The following is a 20,408-nucleotide window of genomic DNA, read 5'->3' as shown; positions in this document are numbered from 1 at the left end:
ACAGGGCTGGAATATGCCCTGTTCCGGTCTGTTTTACCGATCGACCGCCAGATTTTCCAGCCCGCCGGCGGCAACAATTTCCTGATAAAAGGTTTTAGCGTTGCCGGGACCCATTACCAGCTGATATTCGGTTTTTTGTTGCTTATCGACGCTGACTATAGCTTTTACGCCTGCTATATCAGCAACACTGGTTTTATCAAGCAGGGCGTCATTGCGCAGCTGGACACGGACGCGGCTGGCGCAATAGACCAGATGCGTCAGATTATCGGCTCCGCCCAGCGCCTGCAGTAACCGTTCTGCCCGTTGTTTCATTTCCATGCCTGTCTCCCTAAAAATGACATTAATAAAAGTATACTGAGGTGGCGCTAAGGAAAGGAAATCGATTTTCGTCGCGTTGATATAGTTAAAATCTATATCCAACGGCTGGCATCAAAACAGGAAGGGAATAGCGTTAGCCCGGCTATGTGGTTCAGATGATTAAGGGAATCCCTGGATTCCCTTAGCTGTTTAACTGCGCGACCCGTATGGCAACGGTTTGCTTTAGCGTGGCGCTTTGTTGCTGGCGGCGCATGGCAACAGACGATAAAAAGCCTGCTCAACGCGCCGCAAAGCGGGTGAGCCACGATGAAATTCGCCGTCAGGCCAGCTCAATATCGCCCGTCGGCTGACAGCTACAGGCCAGCACGTAGCCTGCCGCGATCTCTTCTTCCGTCAGGCCAACCATACTGCTGGTCTGATATTCGCCGCTGACCACGCGCGTTTTACAGCAGCCGCATACGCCAGCGCGGCAAACCGCGTCAACCGGCAGCTTATGCTGCTCCATCGCCGACAGCAGCGACCGGCCCGCCGGAAATGCAGCGTTTTTCAGCCGTTGTGAAGCGCTGCTCAGATGGTAGCGCACGCCGTTATCCTCTGTTTCATCAGGCGCGGCAGCGGTAAACTGCTCGCGTAACAGATGAACGGCGCCCAACGCGCGCACGTCGCTTTCCGCCCGATCCATATAGGGCTGCGGGCCGCACATCATTACCGTCCGCCGGGCGATGTCCGGTACCTGCTGCGCCAGAATTTCTGCGCTCAGGCGGCCCGTCAGCATCTGCGCTTCCGCCTGCTGTTCAGCAATAATCGTCAGCTTCAGCCACGGGCGCAGCGCCTGCAGTTCGGCGGCAAAAATAACATCATGCGGCGAGCGGACGCTGTAGATCAGATGCACATCGGTTTCCGGACGATGGCTGTGCAGCCAGCGCGCCATTGACATCACCGGCGTAATTCCGCAGCCGGCCGCCAGCAGCAGATAATACGCAGCGGGATGCTGTTCACAGCTGAAGCTGCCCTGCGGATCGGATAACCAGACGTAGTCGCCGGGCTTCACCTGGCGGGTTAGCCAGCCGGAGCCTTTGCCCCGTTCGATATAGCGGATCGTCAGGGTGATAAACCGGCTCTGGCCCGGCGTCGAGGAGAGGGTATAGGCGCGCACCTCGTCGCCGTTGCCAATGCGCACCAGCGCGAACTGACCGGCCTGCCAGCGGTAGAAATCATGGTCAATGAGCGCCAGCGTCCAGACATCCGGCGTTTCCTGCGTAATATGGTGAACCTGCATGCGCCAGGGGCAAAGTGTCGTGATGTTCATGTTTTACTCCTGTGGCGGCAGAATAGCGGCAAGATCGTTTTCAACAGTGGTTACCGGGATCATGCCAAACTCTTTTTCCAGAATGGCAAGCAGGTTATCGGTGAGAAACGCCGGGGCGGTCGGGCCGGTGCGGATATTTTTCACGCCGAGCGACAGCAGCGTCAGCAGCACCACAATCGCTTTTTGCTCGAACCATGAAAGGATCAGCGACAGCGGCAGATCGTTAACGCCGCAGTTCAGTTTTTCCGCCAGCTTGACCGCCAGCACAATCGCGGCGTAGCTGTCATTGCATTGACCCACGTCCAGCAGGCGCGGCAGCCCTTCCAGCGTGCCGAAGTCGAGCTTGTTAAAGCGGTATTTACCGCAGGCGAGCGTCAGGATCAGGCAGTCGTCCGGCACCGCCATCGCCAGATCGGTATAGTAACTGCGTTTGTCACGGCTACCGTCACAGCCGCCTACCAGGAAGACGTGCCGCAGTTTTTTCTGCGTGGCAAGTTCAATAATAGAATCGCAGGCGTCCAGCAGTACGCGACGGCCAAAGCCAACGGTAATTTCATGCGGGATTTCACTCCACGGGAAGCCTGCCATCGCTTGCGCCTGCGCGATCACCGGCGTGAAATCATCGCCGTCAAGATGGTTAACGCCCGGCCAGCCGACAATGCTGCGTGTCCAGATACGCTGTTGATAATCGCCTGGGTTCGGATCGATAATGCAGTTGGAGGTCATCACAATGGGGCCCGGGAAGCGGGCAAACTCGGTTTGCTGGTTCTGCCAGCCGCTGCCGTAGTTGCCTACCAGGTGAGGATATTTATTCAGCTCCGGATAACCGTGCGCAGGCAGCATTTCGCCGTGGGTATAGACATTAATTCCGGTGCCGACGGTTTGCTCCAGCAGCAGCTGCAGATCTTTCAGATCATGGCCGGAAATCAGGATCGCCTTGCCGGTCACCGGACGCACGTTAACCTTAACCGGCTGCGGATCGCCGTAGGTCGTCGTCTGCGCTTCATCCAGCATCGCCATAATGGTGAAGTTCATTTTGCCGATATGCATCGCTTCCGCCAGCAGCGTTTCGATATTGTTCGGACGCGTGCCAAGCCATGCCATGATCTGATGATACTGGTGATAAATCTCGTTATCGTAACGGCCATGCACGTGCGCATGTTCCATATAGGCGGCGGCGCCTTTCAGACCATACAGACACAGCAGACGCAGACCGACCACATCTTCATGATCGTCACCGGCATTCAGCGCAAACGCGTGCGCCTGCTGCTGTAAAACTTCGGCATGGTGGCCGTTCAGAGACAAATCGCTCAGCGGATGCTGCGGCGCACCGAGGCCCAGTACGGCGCAGCGGGCTTTTAAATTATCGCGATAGCTTTGCGCCTGAATGGCGTAATTAATGATGCGATCGGAGTCGAAGTTAACGTTGGTCAGCGTGGAGAAAAAGGCGCGAGGCGCGAAACTGTCGATTTCATGCTCGATAATGCTGCCGGTGCGCGCGTGCAAAGCCCATGCGGAAAGGCTTTGTAAGACGGCGATCAGCAGATCCTGTAAATCGGACGTTTGCGCGGTTTTACCACACATCCCCTGCGCCCAGGAACAGCCGTTACCCGCCGGAGTGCGGATTGTTTGCTCACATTGCACACAAAACATAATAGTATCCCTTTATAAGTAGTATTTTAAATGCAACTTTAAAGAGAAGCGCGACTGGCAGGCAAGAGGAGCCTGAAATAATTAAGAGCGGATTGATCTAAAGCAAAAAGAAAAGGGGAGGCGGCCTGGTTTTGCGCCGCCATATTGTCATGAAGAAAAGAGAGCGATCAACACAGGCGAAGCCAGACTGAGGGCAAAGCCGTGTACGATTGCAGCGGGCACCATTTCAACGCCGCCGGCACGCTGCAACACGGGAAGCGTAAAATCCATAGAGGTGGCGCCGCACAGCCCCAGCGCGCTGGAACGATGATGACGGATCAGTAGCGGGATCAACATTATCGCCAGCAGTTCGCGCAGCAGATCGTTGAAGAATGCCGCGCTGCCGATAACCGGTCCGAAGCTTTCCGTCATTAAAATGCCAGAGAGCGAATACCAACCGTAGCCGCTGGCCAGCGCCAGCCCGGTAGTCAAGGGTAGCCCCAGCACCAGCGCCGCCAGGATGCCGCCAACAAAAGCGCTTATGCAGACCACAAATGCGACCATCATCCCACGCCGGTTCAGCACAATCTGACGCAGCGTCATTCCGCTGCCGCGCAGCTGCAGGCCAACCAGAAACAGCAGCAGGAACAGCGCATATTCACTTGCCTGGGTGGCGTGATGCAAAAATGTCCAGCCGGTCAGGCCCAGTAAGAAACCCAGCACCACTACGCCCAGCAGCTTAAGCGATTCCAGCGCCATATGAAGACGCGAAGGCAGCGCTTCCTGCTGGTGATGGTGGTGCCAGGGGCGGTGTTTTTCCAGCAGGCGCAGCGCCACCAGATTACAGGCCAGAATGGCAATAACGCTGACGCTGGCGATATGTAAAATAGCCAGCAGGTTAGCCGCCAGATTATCCAAAAACGCCAGGCTGATGCCCATAAAAAACAGAATAACGTAGACCATCCAGCTCAGCAGACGATTAATCAGGCGTTGCAGAGCGGGGGATTTAAGCGGTAGCAAATAACCGATAACTAATGGCAAAAGAATGATCAGCAATCCTGAATACATATCCCTGTGAAATCCATAAGCAAATTTGACGAACTTCACGCTAACCAAAAAAGGCAAACTCGTAAAGTCCGACACGAAATTTGTTGGCTACCGCCGCTGAAAAGCGCTCCCGGCCAGGAAAAAGCTGGGGCCGTCGTTTTTCCATAAGAGCTGTTTTATAAGGCGAAAGAAAAATAGAGTGGCTTTCCGTCAAAAGATGTATTTAAAATGCAACTTATGATTTCAGCAAAAGGTAAAAGCAATGTCCTTACGTACTACTACTCTGGGAGAGCTGGCTATCGCTATCCCTGGTTCAACCGCTCTGTTTCATAAATACGATCTCGACTTCTGCTGTGGCGGTAAACATACGCTGGAAGAGATGGCTGCCAAACGCGGCCTGGAGATTGGACAGCTTGAGCAAGAATTACAGCAGCTGACGCAACAGAAAAGTGAGGAAGAGAACTGGCTTAATGCGCCGCTTTCTGCGCTGATTGAACATATTATTAACCGTTACCATAACGTGCATCGTCAGCAGCTGCCCGACCTGATTACGATGGCCGAAAAGGTTGAGCGCGTGCATGGCGCAAAATCAGCCTGTCCGCACGGTCTGGCCAGTACCATTCAGGCTGTCTGGCAGCATCTCAGCGAACATATGATGAAAGAAGAACGCGTACTGTTCCCTATGATTGAGCAAGGCCTGGGCGCCCATGCTGGCAATCCTATCGCCGTGATGGAATTCGAACATAATGAAGCGGGCGAGCAGCTGGAAATCATTAAATCTCTGACCAATAACCTTACGCCGCCCGAAGGCGCCTGTACTACCTGGCGCGCCCTGTACAGCGGCATTGACCAGTTTATTAAAGATCTGATGCAGCATATCCATCTGGAAAACAACCTGTTGTTCCCACGTGCGCTGCGCGGCGAGTGAGCCAGCCTGACGGATGCTGAAGAAAAGGCCTGCCTGAACCGCAGGTCTTTTTGTCATTTTGAACGGGGAAAATTAAAAAATTATTCTCTACAGTGGGTTAATGCTCCGAGGCACAAATGGTTTAGCCTGAAATTGTCCAGCCACTATTCTTTGCTCTGCGCTTCAGGCGGGTTCACATCGTAGCCGTAGCGCCGTTAGCGTTAAGGGCGCAGGCCAGGGTTGAAAAACATCCTGTCAGCCCCACCTGTTAAAGGTGACCAAAATGTTTAATAAAAATGCCAGCATCCGTAGCTGGCATTTTTCAGTCGGGTTGTACAGAATGTGTTAACACGGGTTCAGGCACGGATACCTTCGACCGCCTCCACCGGAACAATGCGGATGCCTTCGGCCGTCTCCACCGGAACAATAAGGCTGGCATGATTGCCCTTCGGGCCTTGATGAACATCAAACTGCACGTGTTGTCCGGCTTTGAGCGTCCTGTATCCCTCCATTTGGATTGAGGAATAGTGGGCAAAGATATCATCGCCGCCGCCGATCGGGCAGATAAAGCCGAATCCTTTGGCGTTGTTGAACCATTTAACTGTACCCTTCTCCATACTTCTGGTTCCCTCGCAAGACGTTTTTTTACTATGTAGGTGAGGTAGTGAAAGCCGTATGGAGCTGTTTAAAACTCCATCAGCTTGTGCTTGTAGAATGTAGAGGAACGAGGGTAAGCGTCAAGCCATCGGCCGGTTCAGGCATCGATAAAATCGCTAAACTTTGAGGTAGTTAACGCTATTGCCAAATTTGTGATAGCGGTCGCGCCTGTAGCACAGCGGATATTTTTTTACCTGCGCGAAGCCAGATGGCGCGCGTGTTACACTGATAATATGGCATGCGGCTTTCGTGCCAGTGCGCAACACAGATTACGACGGAACATTATGGGAAACACTAACGACTGGCTTAACTTTGAACATCTTGCAGAAGAGAAACTGCGCGAAGGTCTCAAGCCGCCTTCGATGTATAAAGTTATACTCAACAATGACGATTATACTCCTATGGAATTTGTCATTGACGTTCTGCAAAAGTTCTTTTCTTATGATATTGAGCGTGCAACGCAACTGATGCTCAAAGTGCATTATCAGGGTAAAGCGATTTGCGGCGTGTTTACTGCCGAAGTGGCGGAAACCAAAGTAGCGCAGGTGAATCGCTACGCTAAAGAGCATGAGCATCCGTTGCTGTGTACGCTGGAAAAAGCCTGAGCGGCGTTGTGCTATTCTGGCATAAACCGTAGGGCGATAATTGGGGGAGGTGCCTAATGCTCAATCAAGAACTGGAACTCAGTTTAAACATGGCTTTCGCCAGAGCGCGTGAGCACCGTCATGAATTTATGACCGTCGAGCACCTGTTGCTGGCTTTGCTCAGCAACCCGTCGGCCAGAGAGGCACTGGAAGCCTGTACGGTGGATATAGTGGCTCTGCGCCAGGAGCTCGAAGCCTTCATCGAACAAACCACGCCGGTGCTGCCGGTAACGGAAGAAGAGCGCGATACGCAACCGACGCTCAGCTTTCAGCGGGTTTTGCAGCGTGCGGTTTTCCACGTTCAGTCGTCCGGGCGCAGTGAAGTCTCAGGCGCAAACGTGCTGGTGGCCATTTTCAGCGAACAGGAGTCGCAGGCGGCCTATTTGCTGCGCAAGCATGAAGTCAGCCGTCTTGATGTGGTGAACTTTATTTCCCACGGGACGCGTAAAGATGAACCGGGCCAGGCGCAGGGGCCGGAAAATCAAATTAATGAAGAGCAGGCAGGCGGGGAGGAGCGTATGGAAAACTTCACCACCAATCTTAACCAGCTTGCTCGCGTTGGCGGTATCGACCCGCTGATCGGCCGCGACAAGGAGCTGGAGCGTACCGTTCAGGTGCTGTGTCGTCGCCGTAAAAATAACCCGCTGCTGGTGGGGGAATCGGGCGTCGGTAAAACCGCTATCGCTGAAGGCCTCGCCTGGCGCATCGTGCAGGGCGACGTGCCGGAAATCATTAAAGATTGCACCATCTATTCACTGGATATTGGTTCGCTGCTGGCCGGCACGAAATACCGCGGCGATTTCGAAAAACGCTTTAAGGCGCTGTTAAAACAGCTGGAGCAGGATGAGAGCAGTATCCTGTTTATCGATGAGATTCATACCATCATCGGCGCCGGTGCGGCTTCCGGCGGTCAGGTCGATGCGGCTAATCTGATCAAACCGCTGCTGTCGAGCGGGCGTATCCGCGTGATGGGTTCAACCACCTATCAGGAATTCAGTAATATCTTTGAAAAAGATCGTGCGCTGGCGCGCCGTTTCCAGAAAATCGATATTACCGAGCCGAGCGTGGATGAAACGGTACAGATCCTTAACGGACTGAAGCCGAAATATGAAGCGCATCATGATGTACGCTACACCGCGAAGGCGGTACGTGCCGCGGTTGAGCTGGCGGTCAAATATATTAACGACCGTCATCTGCCCGATAAGGCGATTGACGTCATTGATGAAGCGGGCGCACGCAGCCGCCTGATGCCGGTCAGCAAGCGCAAGAAAACCGTTAACGTGGCTGATATTGAGACGGTAGTCGCCCGTATCGCCCGTATCCCGGAGAAAAGCGTTTCTGCCACCGATCGCGATACGCTGAAAAACCTTGGCGAACGGCTGAAAATGCTGGTGTTTGGCCAGGATAATGCGATTGAAGCATTAACCGAGGCGATTAAAATGAGCCGCGCCGGTCTGGGACATGAGCGTAAGCCGGTGGGTTCTTTCCTGTTTGCCGGCCCTACCGGGGTAGGTAAAACCGAGGTCACGGTACAGCTGGCGAAGGCGTTGGGCATTGAGCTGCTGCGTTTTGATATGTCCGAGTATATGGAGCGTCATACCGTGAGCCGTCTGATTGGCGCGCCTCCGGGCTACGTTGGCTTTGACCAGGGTGGTTTGCTGACCGATGCGGTTATCAAGCATCCGCACGCCGTTGTGCTGTTGGATGAAATCGAGAAAGCGCATCCGGATGTCTTTAACCTGCTGCTGCAGGTGATGGATAACGGGATGCTGACCGATAACAACGGGCGCAAGGCGGATTTCCGCAACGTGGTTTTGGTGATGACCACCAACGCCGGCGTGCGTGAAACCGAGCGTAAATCTATCGGCCTTATCCACCAGGATAACAGCACCGATGCGATGGAAGAGATCAAAAAGATCTTTACGCCGGAGTTCCGTAACCGTCTTGATAATATCATCTGGTTCGGTCACCTCTCCGCTGAGGTTATCCATCAGGTCGTTGATAAATTTATCGTTGAACTGCAGGCCCAGCTGGACGCGAAAGGCGTTTCGCTGGAGGTCAGCGATGAAGCGCGTGAATGGCTGGCGGAGAAGGGTTATGACAAAGCGATGGGCGCACGTCCGATGGCGCGCACCGTGCAGGAAAACCTGAAAAAACCGTTAGCTAACGAACTGCTGTTTGGTTCGCTGGTGGATGGCGGATCGGTTTCGGTCACGCTTGATAAAGAGAAAAATCAGCTGGCCTATCATTTCGTTAGCGCTGAGAAGCGTAAAACGGAAGGCACGGTGCACTAAGCGCAGCAGAAAAGCAAAAGGCCGGATTAATCCGGCCTTTTTTTCGTCCGCGCATCGGTAAGAAGAGCAGAGCGCGCATTAAAGCATCGCAAAAGCAAAAGGCCAGATAATCTGGCCTTTATTATCAGTCAGGCGTTAATGTTCAGATTAACGCAGGACGTTATTAACGACTACGGAAGACAATGCGGCCTTTGCTCAGGTCGTACGGGGTCAGCTCAACAGTGACTTTGTCGCCCGTCAGGATGCGGATGTAGTTTTTGCGCATTTTACCGGAGATATGAGCGGTAACCACGTGTCCGTTTTCTAATTCCACGCGGAACATGGTGTTAGGTAACGTATCAAGTACGGTACCCTGCATTTCAATATTGTCTTCTTTGGCCATCGAATCCTCTGGGTGGACTTCCAAGTTTTGAACCGGCAAGATAATGCCGAATTCCACGTATTATGTAAAGAATTGTTGGTTATTATACCAACGCCCGCATGCACCTGTAGCGCAGCATACAGGCATAACTTTCGTCGTCTGATGACAATGACGTTAGCGAGGGGGAATAGCGGCTAAGAATCTATTAACCGGCCACAGCCAGAAAACAGTTCTGAAGATGCGTGGTGATTCCCAGCCTGGTAATTCCGATGCGCTTACGCAATAAACGGACGACATACCAAACTTTCCTATTATACCACCATTCCTCACCGTTGCGTGCAAAACATCGGCTCAGGGGGAAAAAGCGTATCAGTACACCAGCAGGCTTCGTTAACCGACGCTTTCGCCAGGCGGCTAAGCGCCAGCAAATAGTCGGTACGCGCCATCTCTTTTGCCCCGAGCGATGCGGTATGCGGATTTAACACCTGACAATCAATCAGCTGGCCGCCGTGTTGGGTAAAATGCTGACAAAATACCAGCAGCGCGGTTTTGGATGCGTTTTCACTACGGCTGAACATCGACTCGCCGCAAAAAATCTGCCCCAGCGCCAGGCCATACATTCCGCCGACCAGTTCCCGATCGCGCCAGACTTCGATCGAATGTGCATGGCCCAGATCGTGCAGACGCCACCAGGCGCGTTTTACTTCCGGGGTGATCCAGGTTCCTTCGTCACGATCGCTGGCACAGCCCTCAATCACCTCAGCAAACGCACGATTCATGGTGATGCGATAAGGCGAGCGACGATGAAACCGCTGCATGCTACGGCTGCAATGAAACGCATCTGGAATTAATACCGCACGCGGATCGGGCGACCACCATAAAATCGGGTCGCCTGGTGAAAACCAGGGGAAAATCCCGCGATAGTAGGCGTTTAGTAAACGTGCAGGACTCAGATCGCCGCCCATCGCCAGCAGGCCATTTGGTTCACGCAGCGCCATTTCCGGCGGCGGAAAGTTAAGCGATTCACGTGACAGCTGAATCAGTCGCATTTTCCGAAAACCCCGTAGTCTCAGAAGCTATGACTATAGCGTAAACCGCTGCTGAAAATGCCAGTAGCGTCCGCCTTTTGCCATTAATTCCGGGTGAGTTCCCTGTTCGATAATCTCACCCTGATCCATTACGTAAATCCGATCGACCTTATCCAGCCCCTGCAGGCGATGCGTCACGATAATCACCGTTTTGTTGGCGGTAACCTGAGCCAGCAGCGCCAGGATATGCTGCTCCGTCTCGGCATCCAGCCCTTCGGTAGGTTCATCCAGCAGCATAATCGGCCCGTTGTGCAACAGCGCCCGTGCGATAGCCAGACGGCGTAATTCGCCGCCGGACAGCTGGCGGCCGCCTTCACCCAGCCAGGCGTTTAACCCTGCGCCGTCCAGCAACTTTTCCAGACCAACCTGTGCCAGCACGGCGCTCAGGGCTTCATTGCTACTGCCCGGCGCGGCCAGTAATAAATTATCGCGTAATGTCTGGTTAAACAGATCAACCCGCTGGCTGACCACGCTAATTGCCGCGCGTAAAGCCGGTTCGCTCCACTGACCTAATGGGATGCCCTGTAGCCAAATCTCGCCCTGCTGCGGATCCCATGCACGCGTCAACAGCTGCAGCAGCGTGCTCTTGCCACAGCCGGTAGGGCCGAGCAGCGCAATAGTCTCGCCGTTGTTAACCTTCAGCGTCAGGCGCTGCAGGGCAGGGGAAACCGTATCCGGATATGAAAAGGTGACCTGTTTTAACGCCAGCGTACCGGGTGCAGGAATATCATCGCTTTGCTTAGCTGGGAACTGTACCGCGGGCGTTTGATCGATAAGCTGGCTGATACGCTCAGCGGAGGCAAAAACCTGTCCAAGGTGCTGAAAGGCCGTGCCAACCGGCGCTAACGCTTCGAATGCCGCCAGGCTGCAAAAAACCAGCAGGGCAATCAACGCGCCGGGCTGCGGCCAGTCACCCACGCCGCCAGCGCTAAGCCAGAGCAACAAAGTTACCGTCGCGCCGCTAATCAGCAGCAACAGGGCCTGCGACAGCCCCGTCAGGCTGGCCTGCCTGCGCTGCGCTTGTTGCCAGCGTTGTTCCACCGCATCCAGCTGCGAACGCCAGGCTCTAACGCTGCCATACAGCGAAAGCTCTGCCTGCGCCTGCAGCCAGTGGGTCAGCTGCAGACGATAACGCGCACGCTCAGCGGTAATGATCTCGCCTGATGACCGCCCGGCGCGATAAAACAGCGGTGGAAGCAGCAGCAGCGTCAACAGCATACTGGTGCCCAGCGTCAGCGACAGCGAGACATCCAGCCAGCACAATCCCAGGGTGACCACTATGATGACCACCAGCGCACCGCAGAACGGCGAAATAACCCGTAAATAAAGGTGATCGAGCGTATCGACATCGGCAACGAAACGGTTCAGTAAGTCACCCTGGCGCAGGCGGGTAAGCCCTGCGGGCGATAGCGGCAGCAGACGGCTAAAGGTAAAAACACGCAGGTGCTGCAACACGCGAAACGTCCCGTCATGGCTGATCAGGCGTTCAAAATAGCGCGCGACGGTGCGGATAATGGCCGCGCCGCGCACGCCTGCTGCGGGCAGCATATAGTTAAAGCTGTAAAGCCCCGCAGTGCCTGCCAGCGATGAAGCCGCTAAAAACCAACCCGAAAGCGTTAGCAGCCCCGTACTGGCCAGCAACGTTACAATAGCCAATAACACGCCTGCCAGCAGACGCCAGCTATGACGGCGATACAGCCGTAGAAAAGGGCGTAATTTTGCCATCAGGCTATTTCTCCCTGACGATGTGTCAGCAGTTGGGCAAAGGGTCCAGCCTGGCTGGTTAGCTGCTGCCAGCTGCCCTGTTGAATAATGCGACCATCGCGCATGACCCAGATTTCATCCCACTGCGCCAGCTCATTTAACTGGTGCGTCACCAACAGCGTTGTTTGCTGATGTGAGGCGGTCAGCAGCGCCCGCATCACATGCTGTTCACTACGCGCATCCAGACTGGCACCCGGTTCATCCAGCAATAACAGCTGACAGGGTTTTAATAGCGCACGCGCCACGGCGATCCGCTGCGCCTGACCGACCGACAGGCCTGCAGCCCGATCGCCCGTTTCGCTCTCCAGCCCCAGCGGAAGCCGGGAAATAAACTCATCGACGCCGGCTAACGCGAGCACTTCCTGCAAGCGCGCCGCAGAAACCTGCTGGCCGTTGAGAATATTGTCGCGCACCGTAAGAGCCGGCAGATGGGGATTTTGGCCTACCCAGGCGAGAAGCCGATGCCAGTCGTGACGTTGAAGATCGCGTAGCTCGAAACCATTAATCCGTAACGAACCCTGATAAGGCAGAAAGCCCAGCAGCACATTGATTAGCGAGCTTTTTCCTGCGCCGCTTTGACCAACCAGCGCCACACGCTGGCCTGGCGGCAAAGAGAAATCCAGCGGCCCAGCAAGCACGGTTCCGTTCGGAGCTATAATCATTAACCCGCTGGCGTCGATCCGGAGCGGCTGATTAAGCGGCAGCGCTTGCTTACCCTCCGTTATCACGGCCTCTTGCCGGGAGGAGAGAAAAGAATGCAGCGCATCGGCCGCGCCTACCGCCTGGGCTTTAGCATGATAAAAAGTGCCCAGATCGCGCAGCGGCTGGAAAAATTCCGGAGCCAGAATTAACGCCAGAAAGCCGGCAAACAGCGTAACGCTGGTGCCATAATGACCAAAATTCAGCTCGCCCAGATAGGTAAAGCCAAAATAGACGGCAACAATAGCGATAGAGATCGAGGCGAAAAATTCCAGCACCGCCGATGACAAAAAAGCCAGCCTGAGCACCTCCATCGTGCGCTGCCGGAAATCCTCAGAAGCGGCGGCAATCGAACGCGTTTCCGCCGCGCCGCGATGAAACAGACGCAGCGTATCTAAGCCACGCAGCCGATCGAGAAAATCGCCGCTAAGCCGCGCCAGCGCAAGGAAATTACGCCGGTTCGCATCGGCGGCCCCCATGCCCACCAGCGCCATAAACAGCGGGATAAGCGGGGCCGTGGCCAACAGAATCAATCCGGCGGCCCAGTTCACCGGGAAAATCACCAGCAGGATCAGGCCGGGGATCAGAACGGCTAACGTCATCTGCGGCAGATAACGCGCATAATAGTCCTGCATCTCTTCCGTCTGCTCCAGCAGCAGGCTTGCCCAACTGCCGACGGGCTTTTCCTGAACCCAGGCGGGGCCCAGCTGCTGTAAACGGTCGAGCACCTGTTTGCGTAGGGTGCGCCGTATTTGCTCTCCCGCCCGATAGCCCGCCTGTTCACGTAGCCAGCTAAGCAGGGCGCGCGCCGCAAAACAGAGCAGAAGCAGGAACATGGATGTCAGCCATTGAGCGCGCGGCTGTTGCTCGCTAATCAGATGATGCATCAGGGTTGCCAGCAGCCATGCCTGAGCAATAATCAACAGGGCGCTTAATAAGCCCAGCAGCGTAGAAATGGTAGTCCAGGGGCGGGCGTACAGACGTTGCTGACGCAGCCAGCGGGTGAGTTGGTGTTGACGTTTCTTTTCCATCCGGGGCCGTTTCCCAAGAAAAACAGGCTGGCCAATATCGCCAGGGAATATGCCAGTAGAGGCGCAGGCAATGTAGCATGGCGGGAAGAAAAAAGGCGACTGTTGAACCGTCGCCTCAGAAAAATAAGATCAGTTAATTAACAAGTTACTTATCGTTTTTAACCAGACCATCTAAATAACGTTCTGCATCCAGCGCAGCCATACAGCCCGTACCGGCAGAGGTGATCGCCTGACGATAGGTATGATCCATCACATCGCCGGCGGCAAAAACGCCCGGAATGCTGGTTTGCGTTGCGTTGCCCTGCAAACCTGACTGCACTTTAATATAGCCATTTTCCAGCTCCAGCTGACCGGTGAAAATAGCGGTGTTCGGGCTGTGGCCGATAGCGATAAACAGGCCCGCTACCTCCAGCTCTTCCGTCATCTCGCTGTTTTGCGTGCCACGCAGGCGCACGCCGGTCACGCCCATCTGATCGCCCAGCACTTCGTCCAGCTCGCGATCGGTGTGCAGCACGATATTGCCGCTGCTCACTTTTTCCATCAGGCGGTTAATCAAAATTTTCTCGGCGCGGAACGTATCGCGACGGTGAATCAAATGAACTTCAGAGGCGATATTAGAGAGATAAAGCGCCTCTTCAACTGCCGTATTGCCGCCGCCGACCACGGCAACTTTCTGCTTACGATAGAAGAAACCATCGCAGGTTGCGCAGGCGGAAACGCCTTTACCCTTGAATGCTTCCTCGGAAGGCAGACCCAGATAGCGGGCGGAAGCGCCGGTAGCGATAATTAAGGCATCGGCAGTATATTCGCCGCTGTCGCCAACCAGACGGAACGGACGGTTTTGCAAATCAACCGTATGAATATGATCGAAAATAATCTCGGTATTAAATTTCACCGCATGTTCATGCATACGTTCCATCAACAGCGGACCAGTTAGATCGTTAGGATCGCCAGGCCAGTTCTCAACGTCGGTAGTGGTGGTTAGCTGGCCGCCTTTTTCCAGGCCGGTAATCATTACCGGATTCAGGTTAGCGCGTGCAGCGTAGACGGCTGCGGTATAGCCCGCCGGACCAGAGCCCAGGATAAGTAATTTACTGTGTTTGGCCGTGCCCATGAGATCCTCATTAGTTAACTGGCAACATGGAGCAAGATTGTAGGGAATTTAACGCTGCAAAAAAAGCGTTCTGCGATTTTGTTAACAATTGATGCAACAGGTTTCATCGATAAAGTGCGGCAGGCACAGAGAGAGCGCTCAAAAATCGCCTTCAAAAATTAAATTGCAGGCAAAACGCGCAAAATAACCGGTTAAAAATGGCCGTGTCCGCTGAGGGTTGGCATGTTCTCCTGATTTTCAATGTTTTGCTTTGACAATCGCCTGCGCTTTTGCGAAAACATTGTGGGAAGCAGAGAATATTTGGGCTATGTAAACAGAGTTTCGTACCAGCTTTTGCGTACAACGCCGAATAAACTCAGTCTGTCATTCGTAATGACGCATGGTGTGGACAGACAGCATGCGTCATGCGGATGGGCGCTGCAACAGCAACAGGCTCTATGTCTTCACTGACGAAAGACCCTGCACATTGATTTCGTTCAGGGTATGGCAGGTAAAGGGAAGGAATGAAGAGAGACAATAATAATGGTAGACAATAAAAAACGCCCCGGAAAAGACCTCGACAGAATCGACAGAAATATCCTGAATGAGCTGCAGAAGGATGGTCGTATTTCTAACGTTGAGCTTTCAAAACGCGTCGGCTTATCGCCCACGCCATGCCTTGAACGCGTACGCCGCCTGGAACGTCAGGGCTTTATTCTTGGCTATACCGCGTTGCTCAATCCTCACTATCTTGACGCATCGCTGCTGGTTTTCGTTGAGATTACTCTGAATCGCGGTGCGCCTGACGTGTTTGAACAATTTAACGCCGCCGTGCAAAAACTTGAGGAAACTCAAGAGTGTCACCTCGTTTCCGGTGATTTTGACTACCTGCTGAAAACCCGCGTACCGGATATGTCCGCCTACCGTAAACTGCTGGGTGAAACCCTGCTGCGCCTGCCAGGCGTGAACGATACGCGTACTTATGTGGTGATGGAAGAAGTCAAACAGAGTAACCGTTTGGTTATTAAAACGCGATAACACAGGACAGGTGCAAAACCTGGTGGTATTCGGTACACTCCTGTGAATTCATACAGGCACAGCGTCGGTTAGCCCGGCGCTGTTTCCTTCATAGTTTACAGGTACCTGGAGTGTTCTCTTGAGCCAGGAATATACAGAAGATAAAGAAGTGTCACTTAAGCCGCTTAGTAGTGGTCGCCGTCTGCTCGAAGCGTTGCTGATCCTTGTTGCGCTGTTTGCTGTCTATTTGATGGTGGCGCTGGTTAGTTTTAATCCTTCCGATCCCAGTTGGTCTCAGACCGCCTGGCATGAACCCATCCATAATCTGGGCGGCAGCGTCGGCGCCTGGCTGGCCGATACGCTACTGTTTATTTTTGGGGTGATGGCGTACGCCATTCCGCCCGTGATCCTTGGCCTGTGCTGGATTACCTTCCGGCAGCGCGATCGCCAGGATTATATTGACTATTTCGCAGTCGGCCTGCGTCTGATTGGCGTGCTGGCGCTGGTGGTGACCACCTGTGGGCTCGCCGCGCTTAATGCTGATGATATTTGGTACTTTGCCTCAGGCGGGGTAATCGGCAGTCTGGTCAGTAACGCTATGGCGCCCTGGTTGAACGGCGCTGGCGGAACGCTGGCCTTGCTGTGCCTTTGGGCGGCGGGATTAACCCTGTATACCGGTTGGTCCTGGCTGACGATTGCCGAGAAAATCGGTGCGGTCGTGATGGGCGTGCTAACTTTTGCCAGCAATCGTTCGCGCGCTGATGAAGCCTGGCATGAAGATGATAACGATCGTCCAGCCCCCACGATTAAACGTGCGGTTCAGCTGGATGAAGACGATGATATTCTGCTGTCGCCGCCGCGTAAGCTACATCCCGTTGAAAATGACGCGGAAGAGGCGGAAGACGATCCCCTGTTTGCTAAAGCGCCGGTTGCCGCCAGCGCTGTGGCCGCTCAGCCCCACGCCGGAGTTTCGGCGCCCGCTCAGCCGTTAGCCAATGCTGCAGCGCAGCAGGTCGCTGCTGTGCCGGCACTGGCAGAACAGCAAAACGCGGCACAGCCGGTTGCGCCGACACGCGATAGCGCAGCGATAGTGACAGCTTCCCCGGCGCCGCACGCGGTCGCCCAAACGGAAAGCGCAGGTGCTACGCCGCCGCTTTATCGATTTGAAATGCCTCAGCAGTCTACCGCCGCTTTCATGCCGGCAGTAGAAGAGGATGGCCCGCAAATGGGTGACTGGCAGGAGGCGACAACCTCATCGCCAGCGCAGAGTGCAGCTGCCACCGCCGCCGCTACGCAAAGCGTCGCCGCTCCCTTTATGCCTGTCAGCGCGCCCGAAGAAATTAATCCCCAGATTAAACAGGGCATCGGCCCTGAGCTTCCGCGCCCCAAACCGGTTAAATTGCCTACGCGCCGTGAGCTGGCCTCCTGGGGCATTAAGCTGCCTTCCCAGCGGCTGGCAGAGGAGAAAGCTAAGCAGGAGGCTCAGCAACAGGCGTCGTCCCAGCCTGACGATGAACAGATAATGGCCGACGACGAAAATCAGTTACGCGATGCGTTTATGGCGCAGCAGCAGGCGCGTTACGGCACAGGCTATGCCGCTGAAGAGGATGAAAGTGCGTCGCAGCAGGCGGCACTGGCGCAGCAGTTCGCGCAGCAGCAGCAGCAGCGTTACGCGCATCCTGAACCGGCTAACCCGGCGCTGCCTGACGCGCAGCAAGAGGCTAACGTTCAGCAACGTTATGTTCAGCCAACGCAGCCCGACGTCACTTATCAACATCAGCCGCAGAATAATGCGCTGCAGCAGCGTAATGAACCGTCGGCTGAGGTTCCTGCGCAGGAAGCCGCAACGCCGCCGCATGATGCCCCAGCCTTTACGATCGATCCCGCTGCCGCTTTCGATTTTTCTCCGGTGGAAGATCTGATTGATGATGGCCCAGGCGAGCCGCTATTTACCATTGCCGCGACGCCTGAGCCAGCAATGCCGGTAGCGGAGCCGCAGTGGCAGCAACCGGCGGCAGAGCCGCGTTATGCCTCTCAGCCGACGGGCATCCCGGTGCCGCAGGTGCCGCAACCGATCGAACCGGTTCAGCGCGTAGCCGAGCCGCCCGCTTCTCAGTGGCAAAATAGCGCATCGTCAGCCTTTACGCCTGCCGCCGCCGACGTTGCGCCACAGCCTGAAAGCAACGAATCGCTGGCGGATAGCCTGATTCATCCTTTCCTGATGCGTCATGAGCAGCCAACGTACAAACCGACTACGCCATTGCCGACGCTCGATCTGTTAACATCGCCGCCAGCGGAAGAGGAGCCGGTAGATATGTTTGCGCTGGAACAGACTGCCCGTCTGGTTGAGGCGCGCCTGGCCGATTATCGGGTCAAAGCAGAAGTGGTGGGCATTTCGCCTGGCCCGGTCATTACCCGCTTTGAACTGGATTTAGCCCCTGGCGTCAAGGCTGCGCGCATTTCTAATCTGTCGCGCGATCTGGCCCGTTCGCTTTCAGCGGTCGCGGTGCGCGTGGTCGAAGTTATTCCTGGCAAGCCTTATGTCGGCCTCGAACTGCCGAATAAACATCGTCAGACCGTCTACCTGCGTGAAGTGCTCGACTGCGCCAGCTTTCGTGATAATCCTTCGCCGCTTTCTGTGGTGCTGGGTAAAGATATTGCGGGCCAGCCGGTGGTGGCCGATCTGGCAAAAATGCCTCACCTGTTGGTGGCCGGTACCACCGGTTCCGGTAAGTCGGTAGGCGTGAACGCGATGATCATCAGTATGCTTTATAAAGCGACGCCGGAGCAGGTGCGCTTTATCATGATCGATCCGAAAATGCTGGAACTCTCCGTTTATGAAGGTATTCCACATCTGCTGACGGAAGTGGTGACCGACATGAAAGATGCGGCTAACGCGTTGCGCTGGAGCGTTGGCGAGATGGAGCGTCGTTATAAGTTAATGTCGGCGCTCGGCGTACGAAATCTGGCGGGCTACAACGAGAAAATCGAGCTGGCGGAGGCGATGGGACGCCCAATCCCGGATCCGTTCTGGAAGCCTGGCGACAGTATGGATACGCTGCCGCCGACGCTGGAGAAGCTGCCATATATCGTAGTCATGGTCGATGAGTTTGCCGATCTGATGATGGCGGTAGGCAAAAAAGTGGAAGAGCTGATTGCGCGTTTGGCCCAGAAGGCGCGTGCCGCGGGGATCCATCTGGTGCTGGCAACGCAGCGGCCGTCGGTAGACGTTATTACCGGTCTGATTAAGGCCAACATTCCGACACGTATCGCCTTTACCGTCTCCAGCAAAATTGACTCCCGCACCATTCTCGATCAGAGTGGCGCTGAATCCCTGCTGGGGATGGGCGATATGCTCTATATGCCGCCAAACTCCTCGATTCCGGTGCGTGTTCACGGAGCTTTTGTGCGCGATCAGGAAGTGCATGCGGTGGTGCAGGACTGGAAAGCGCGCGGTCGGCCGCAGTATATTGAAAGCATTACCGCCGGTGAAGAAGGCGACGGCGGCGGCCTGGGGCTGGATGGCGGCGATGAGGAGCTGGATCCGCTGTTCGATCAGGCGGTCTCGTTTGTGGTGGAAAAACGCCGTGCTTCGATTTCCGGCGTTCAGCGCCAGTTCCGTATCGGTTATAACCGCGCAGCGCGCATTATTGAGCAGATGGAAGTCCAGGCTATCGTCTCTGCGCCTGGGCATAACGGTAACCGTGAAGTTCTTGCGCCGCCGCCGCACGAAATGTAATAAAACGGCGTTTGCGCTGTCAGAAGTTATACGGGCCGGCTTTTACCGGCCCGTTGTTTATTTAAGCATCAGAGGCGGCTGGTCGTGACCCTTTCAGTATTTTCTCCTGTCAGGAAGCGTATTGTCAGTCTAATGTGTAATAAGGCCGCCTGATGCGGAATATAACGACTTAAAAAGGAATCGGTAGTCATGAAAAAATTAGTACTTGCTTGCGGTTTACTTACCGCGTTGACCTCCGCTGGCGCGCTGGCCGATGCTTCCAGTGAATTACAGCAGCGTCTGGATAAAGTCAGCAGCTTTCATGCCAGCTTTAGCCAGAAGGTTACCGACAACAGCGGATCGAATGTTCAGGAAGGTGAAGGGGAACTGTGGGTAAAGCGTCCCAACCTGTTTAACTGGCATATGACCGCGCCGGATGAGAGCGTTATTATTTCAGACGGTAAAACCCTGTGGTTTTACAATCCGTTTGTTGAGCAGGTAAGTGCGACCTGGCTGAACAGCGCCACCAGCAATACGCCATTTATGCTGATTGCCCGTAATCAGCGCAGCGACTGGAAACAGTACAATGTAAAACAGCAGGGCGACAATTTTGAACTGACGCCGAAAGCGGATGCCGGTAACCTGAAACAGTTTATGATTAATGTTTCTGGTAACGGCACAATTAATCAGTTCAGCGCCATTGAACAGGATGGGCAGCGCAGCAGCTACGTGTTGAAAAGCCAAAATAACGGGCCGGTCAGCGCGGATAAATTCACCTTTACGCCACCGAAAGGGGTGACGGTAGACGATCAACGTCAGTGAGGTTGAG

Annotated in this window: 15 protein-coding genes and 2 pseudogenes; 7 read left to right on the top strand and 10 right to left on the bottom strand. The window is 54.8% G+C overall.

Features of this window, described 5'->3' with window-relative positions; all coding sequences use genetic code 11:
- Positions 1–33: 33 nt before the first annotated feature.
- From COO59_RS01700 to COO59_RS01685, 4 genes are all read right to left on the bottom strand, one after another.
- Entirely contained in the window at positions 34–318 is a 285-nt protein-coding gene (locus COO59_RS01700) for a PTS transporter subunit EIIB (RefSeq protein ID WP_103058096.1), read from the bottom strand.
- A 319-nt stretch (positions 319–637) separates the two neighbouring features.
- Positions 638–1,627 carry an NADH oxidoreductase gene (gene hcr / locus COO59_RS01695; protein WP_103058095.1) on the bottom strand — a complete coding sequence of 330 codons (990 nt, stop codon included), beginning with the start codon at positions 1,625–1,627 and terminating at the stop codon, positions 638–640.
- Between the two features lie 3 nt (positions 1,628–1,630).
- The gene (hcp, locus tag COO59_RS01690) at positions 1,631–3,280 is read right to left on the bottom strand and encodes a hydroxylamine reductase (RefSeq protein ID WP_103058094.1); all 1,650 of its coding nucleotides are present in this window, start codon (positions 3,278–3,280) and stop codon (positions 1,631–1,633) included.
- Positions 3,281–3,427: 147 nt separating this feature from the next.
- A complete protein-coding gene (locus tag COO59_RS01685; protein ID WP_103058093.1) occupies positions 3,428–4,327 on the bottom strand; it encodes a LysO family transporter in 900 nt (299 codons plus the stop codon).
- A 241-nt stretch (positions 4,328–4,568) separates the two neighbouring features.
- On the opposite strand from COO59_RS01685, the gene ytfE reads away from it, so the two are divergent.
- On the top strand, positions 4,569–5,234 hold the full coding sequence (gene ytfE, locus COO59_RS01680) for an iron-sulfur cluster repair protein YtfE (RefSeq protein ID WP_103058092.1): 666 nt from the start codon (positions 4,569–4,571) through the stop codon (positions 5,232–5,234).
- A 335-nt stretch (positions 5,235–5,569) separates the two neighbouring features.
- Here ytfE and cspD read toward each other — a convergent pair whose 3' ends face one another.
- The gene (gene cspD, locus COO59_RS01675; protein WP_103058091.1) at positions 5,570–5,830 is read right to left on the bottom strand and encodes a cold shock-like protein CspD; all 261 of its coding nucleotides are present in this window, start codon (positions 5,828–5,830) and stop codon (positions 5,570–5,572) included.
- 324 nt (positions 5,831–6,154) lie between these two features.
- On the opposite strand from cspD, the gene clpS reads away from it, so the two are divergent.
- Together clpS and clpA are read left to right on the top strand one after the other, a co-directional pair.
- Complete coding sequence (gene clpS / locus COO59_RS01670; RefSeq protein WP_038627080.1) at positions 6,155–6,475, top strand: ATP-dependent Clp protease adapter ClpS; 321 nt, start codon at positions 6,155–6,157, stop codon at positions 6,473–6,475.
- Positions 6,476–6,531: 56 nt separating this feature from the next.
- Complete coding sequence (clpA, locus tag COO59_RS01665) at positions 6,532–8,808, top strand: ATP-dependent Clp protease ATP-binding subunit ClpA (RefSeq protein ID WP_103058090.1); 2,277 nt, start codon at positions 6,532–6,534, stop codon at positions 8,806–8,808.
- Between the two features lie 163 nt (positions 8,809–8,971).
- Here the strand turns inward: clpA and infA are convergent, their stop codons facing one another.
- From infA to trxB, 5 genes are all read right to left on the bottom strand, one after another.
- Entirely contained in the window at positions 8,972–9,190 is a 219-nt protein-coding gene (gene infA, locus COO59_RS01660; protein ID WP_002211347.1) for a translation initiation factor IF-1, read from the bottom strand.
- 305 nt (positions 9,191–9,495) lie between these two features.
- Positions 9,496–10,218, bottom strand: a complete 723-nt coding sequence (aat, locus tag COO59_RS01655; RefSeq protein ID WP_103058089.1) for a leucyl/phenylalanyl-tRNA--protein transferase — start codon at positions 10,216–10,218, stop codon at positions 9,496–9,498.
- Between the two features lie 33 nt (positions 10,219–10,251).
- Positions 10,252–11,982: a heme ABC transporter ATP-binding protein/permease CydC gene (gene cydC, locus COO59_RS01650; protein ID WP_103058088.1), complete on the bottom strand. Its 1,731-nt coding sequence runs from the start codon at positions 11,980–11,982 to the stop codon at positions 10,252–10,254.
- Positions 11,982–13,751 (bottom strand): heme ABC transporter permease/ATP-binding protein CydD, encoded by a 1,770-nt coding sequence (gene cydD / locus COO59_RS01645; RefSeq protein ID WP_103058087.1) that lies wholly within the window; start codon positions 13,749–13,751, stop codon positions 11,982–11,984. The genes cydC and cydD overlap by 1 nt, the downstream gene beginning before the upstream one ends.
- Positions 13,752–13,896: 145 nt before the next feature.
- Entirely contained in the window at positions 13,897–14,865 is a 969-nt protein-coding gene (gene trxB, locus COO59_RS01640) for a thioredoxin-disulfide reductase (RefSeq protein WP_103058086.1), read from the bottom strand.
- Positions 14,866–15,387: 522 nt separating this feature from the next.
- Here trxB and lrp point away from each other — a divergent pair.
- From lrp to lolA, 4 genes and pseudogenes are all read left to right on the top strand, one after another.
- Positions 15,388–15,882, top strand: a complete 495-nt coding sequence (lrp, locus tag COO59_RS01635; RefSeq protein WP_017347019.1) for a leucine-responsive transcriptional regulator Lrp — start codon at positions 15,388–15,390, stop codon at positions 15,880–15,882.
- A 118-nt stretch (positions 15,883–16,000) separates the two neighbouring features.
- A pseudogene (locus tag COO59_RS21585) lies at positions 16,001–16,645 on the top strand (DNA translocase FtsK 4TM domain-containing protein); the annotation flags it as partial.
- Positions 16,646–17,722: 1,077 nt separating this feature from the next.
- Positions 17,723–19,600: pseudogene (locus COO59_RS21580) on the top strand (DNA translocase FtsK); the annotation flags it as partial.
- 189 nt (positions 19,601–19,789) lie between these two features.
- Entirely contained in the window at positions 19,790–20,401 is a 612-nt protein-coding gene (gene lolA / locus COO59_RS01625; RefSeq protein ID WP_103058084.1) for an outer membrane lipoprotein periplasmic chaperone LolA, read from the top strand.
- Positions 20,402–20,408 lie beyond the last annotated feature (7 nt).

Source organism: Mixta theicola (assembly GCF_002895925.1).
Lineage (GTDB): Bacteria > Pseudomonadota > Gammaproteobacteria > Enterobacterales > Enterobacteriaceae > Mixta > Mixta theicola.
The sequence above is the reverse complement of the archived record's forward strand: the minus strand, read 5'-3'. Positions and strand labels throughout refer to the sequence as shown.

Bases quoted from the DNA above. Each gene is read 5' to 3' on its own strand.
- COO59_RS01700 (WP_103058096.1), bottom strand. From the start codon at position 318: ATGGAAATGAAACAACGGGCAGAACGGTTACTGCAGGCGCTGGGCGGA.
- COO59_RS01685 (WP_103058093.1), bottom strand. From the start codon at position 4,327: ATGTATTCAGGATTGCTGATCATTCTTTTGCCATTAGTTATCGGTTAT.
- hcr (WP_103058095.1), bottom strand. From the start codon at position 1,627: ATGAACATCACGACACTTTGCCCCTGGCGCATGCAGGTTCACCATATT.
- hcp (WP_103058094.1), bottom strand. From the start codon at position 3,280: ATGTTTTGTGTGCAATGTGAGCAAACAATCCGCACTCCGGCGGGTAAC.
- aat (WP_103058089.1), bottom strand. From the start codon at position 10,218: ATGCGACTGATTCAGCTGTCACGTGAATCGCTTAACTTTCCGCCGCCG.
- clpS (WP_038627080.1), top strand. From the start codon at position 6,155: ATGGGAAACACTAACGACTGGCTTAACTTTGAACATCTTGCAGAAGAG.
- ytfE (WP_103058092.1), top strand. From the start codon at position 4,569: ATGTCCTTACGTACTACTACTCTGGGAGAGCTGGCTATCGCTATCCCT.
- cspD (WP_103058091.1), bottom strand. From the start codon at position 5,830: ATGGAGAAGGGTACAGTTAAATGGTTCAACAACGCCAAAGGATTCGGC.
- infA (WP_002211347.1), bottom strand. From the start codon at position 9,190: ATGGCCAAAGAAGACAATATTGAAATGCAGGGTACCGTACTTGATACG.
- lrp (WP_017347019.1), top strand. From the start codon at position 15,388: ATGGTAGACAATAAAAAACGCCCCGGAAAAGACCTCGACAGAATCGAC.
- cydC (WP_103058088.1), bottom strand. From the start codon at position 11,982: ATGGCAAAATTACGCCCTTTTCTACGGCTGTATCGCCGTCATAGCTGG.
- trxB (WP_103058086.1), bottom strand. From the start codon at position 14,865: ATGGGCACGGCCAAACACAGTAAATTACTTATCCTGGGCTCTGGTCCG.
- lolA (WP_103058084.1), top strand. From the start codon at position 19,790: ATGAAAAAATTAGTACTTGCTTGCGGTTTACTTACCGCGTTGACCTCC.
- cydD (WP_103058087.1), bottom strand. From the start codon at position 13,751: ATGGAAAAGAAACGTCAACACCAACTCACCCGCTGGCTGCGTCAGCAA.
- clpA (WP_103058090.1), top strand. From the start codon at position 6,532: ATGCTCAATCAAGAACTGGAACTCAGTTTAAACATGGCTTTCGCCAGA.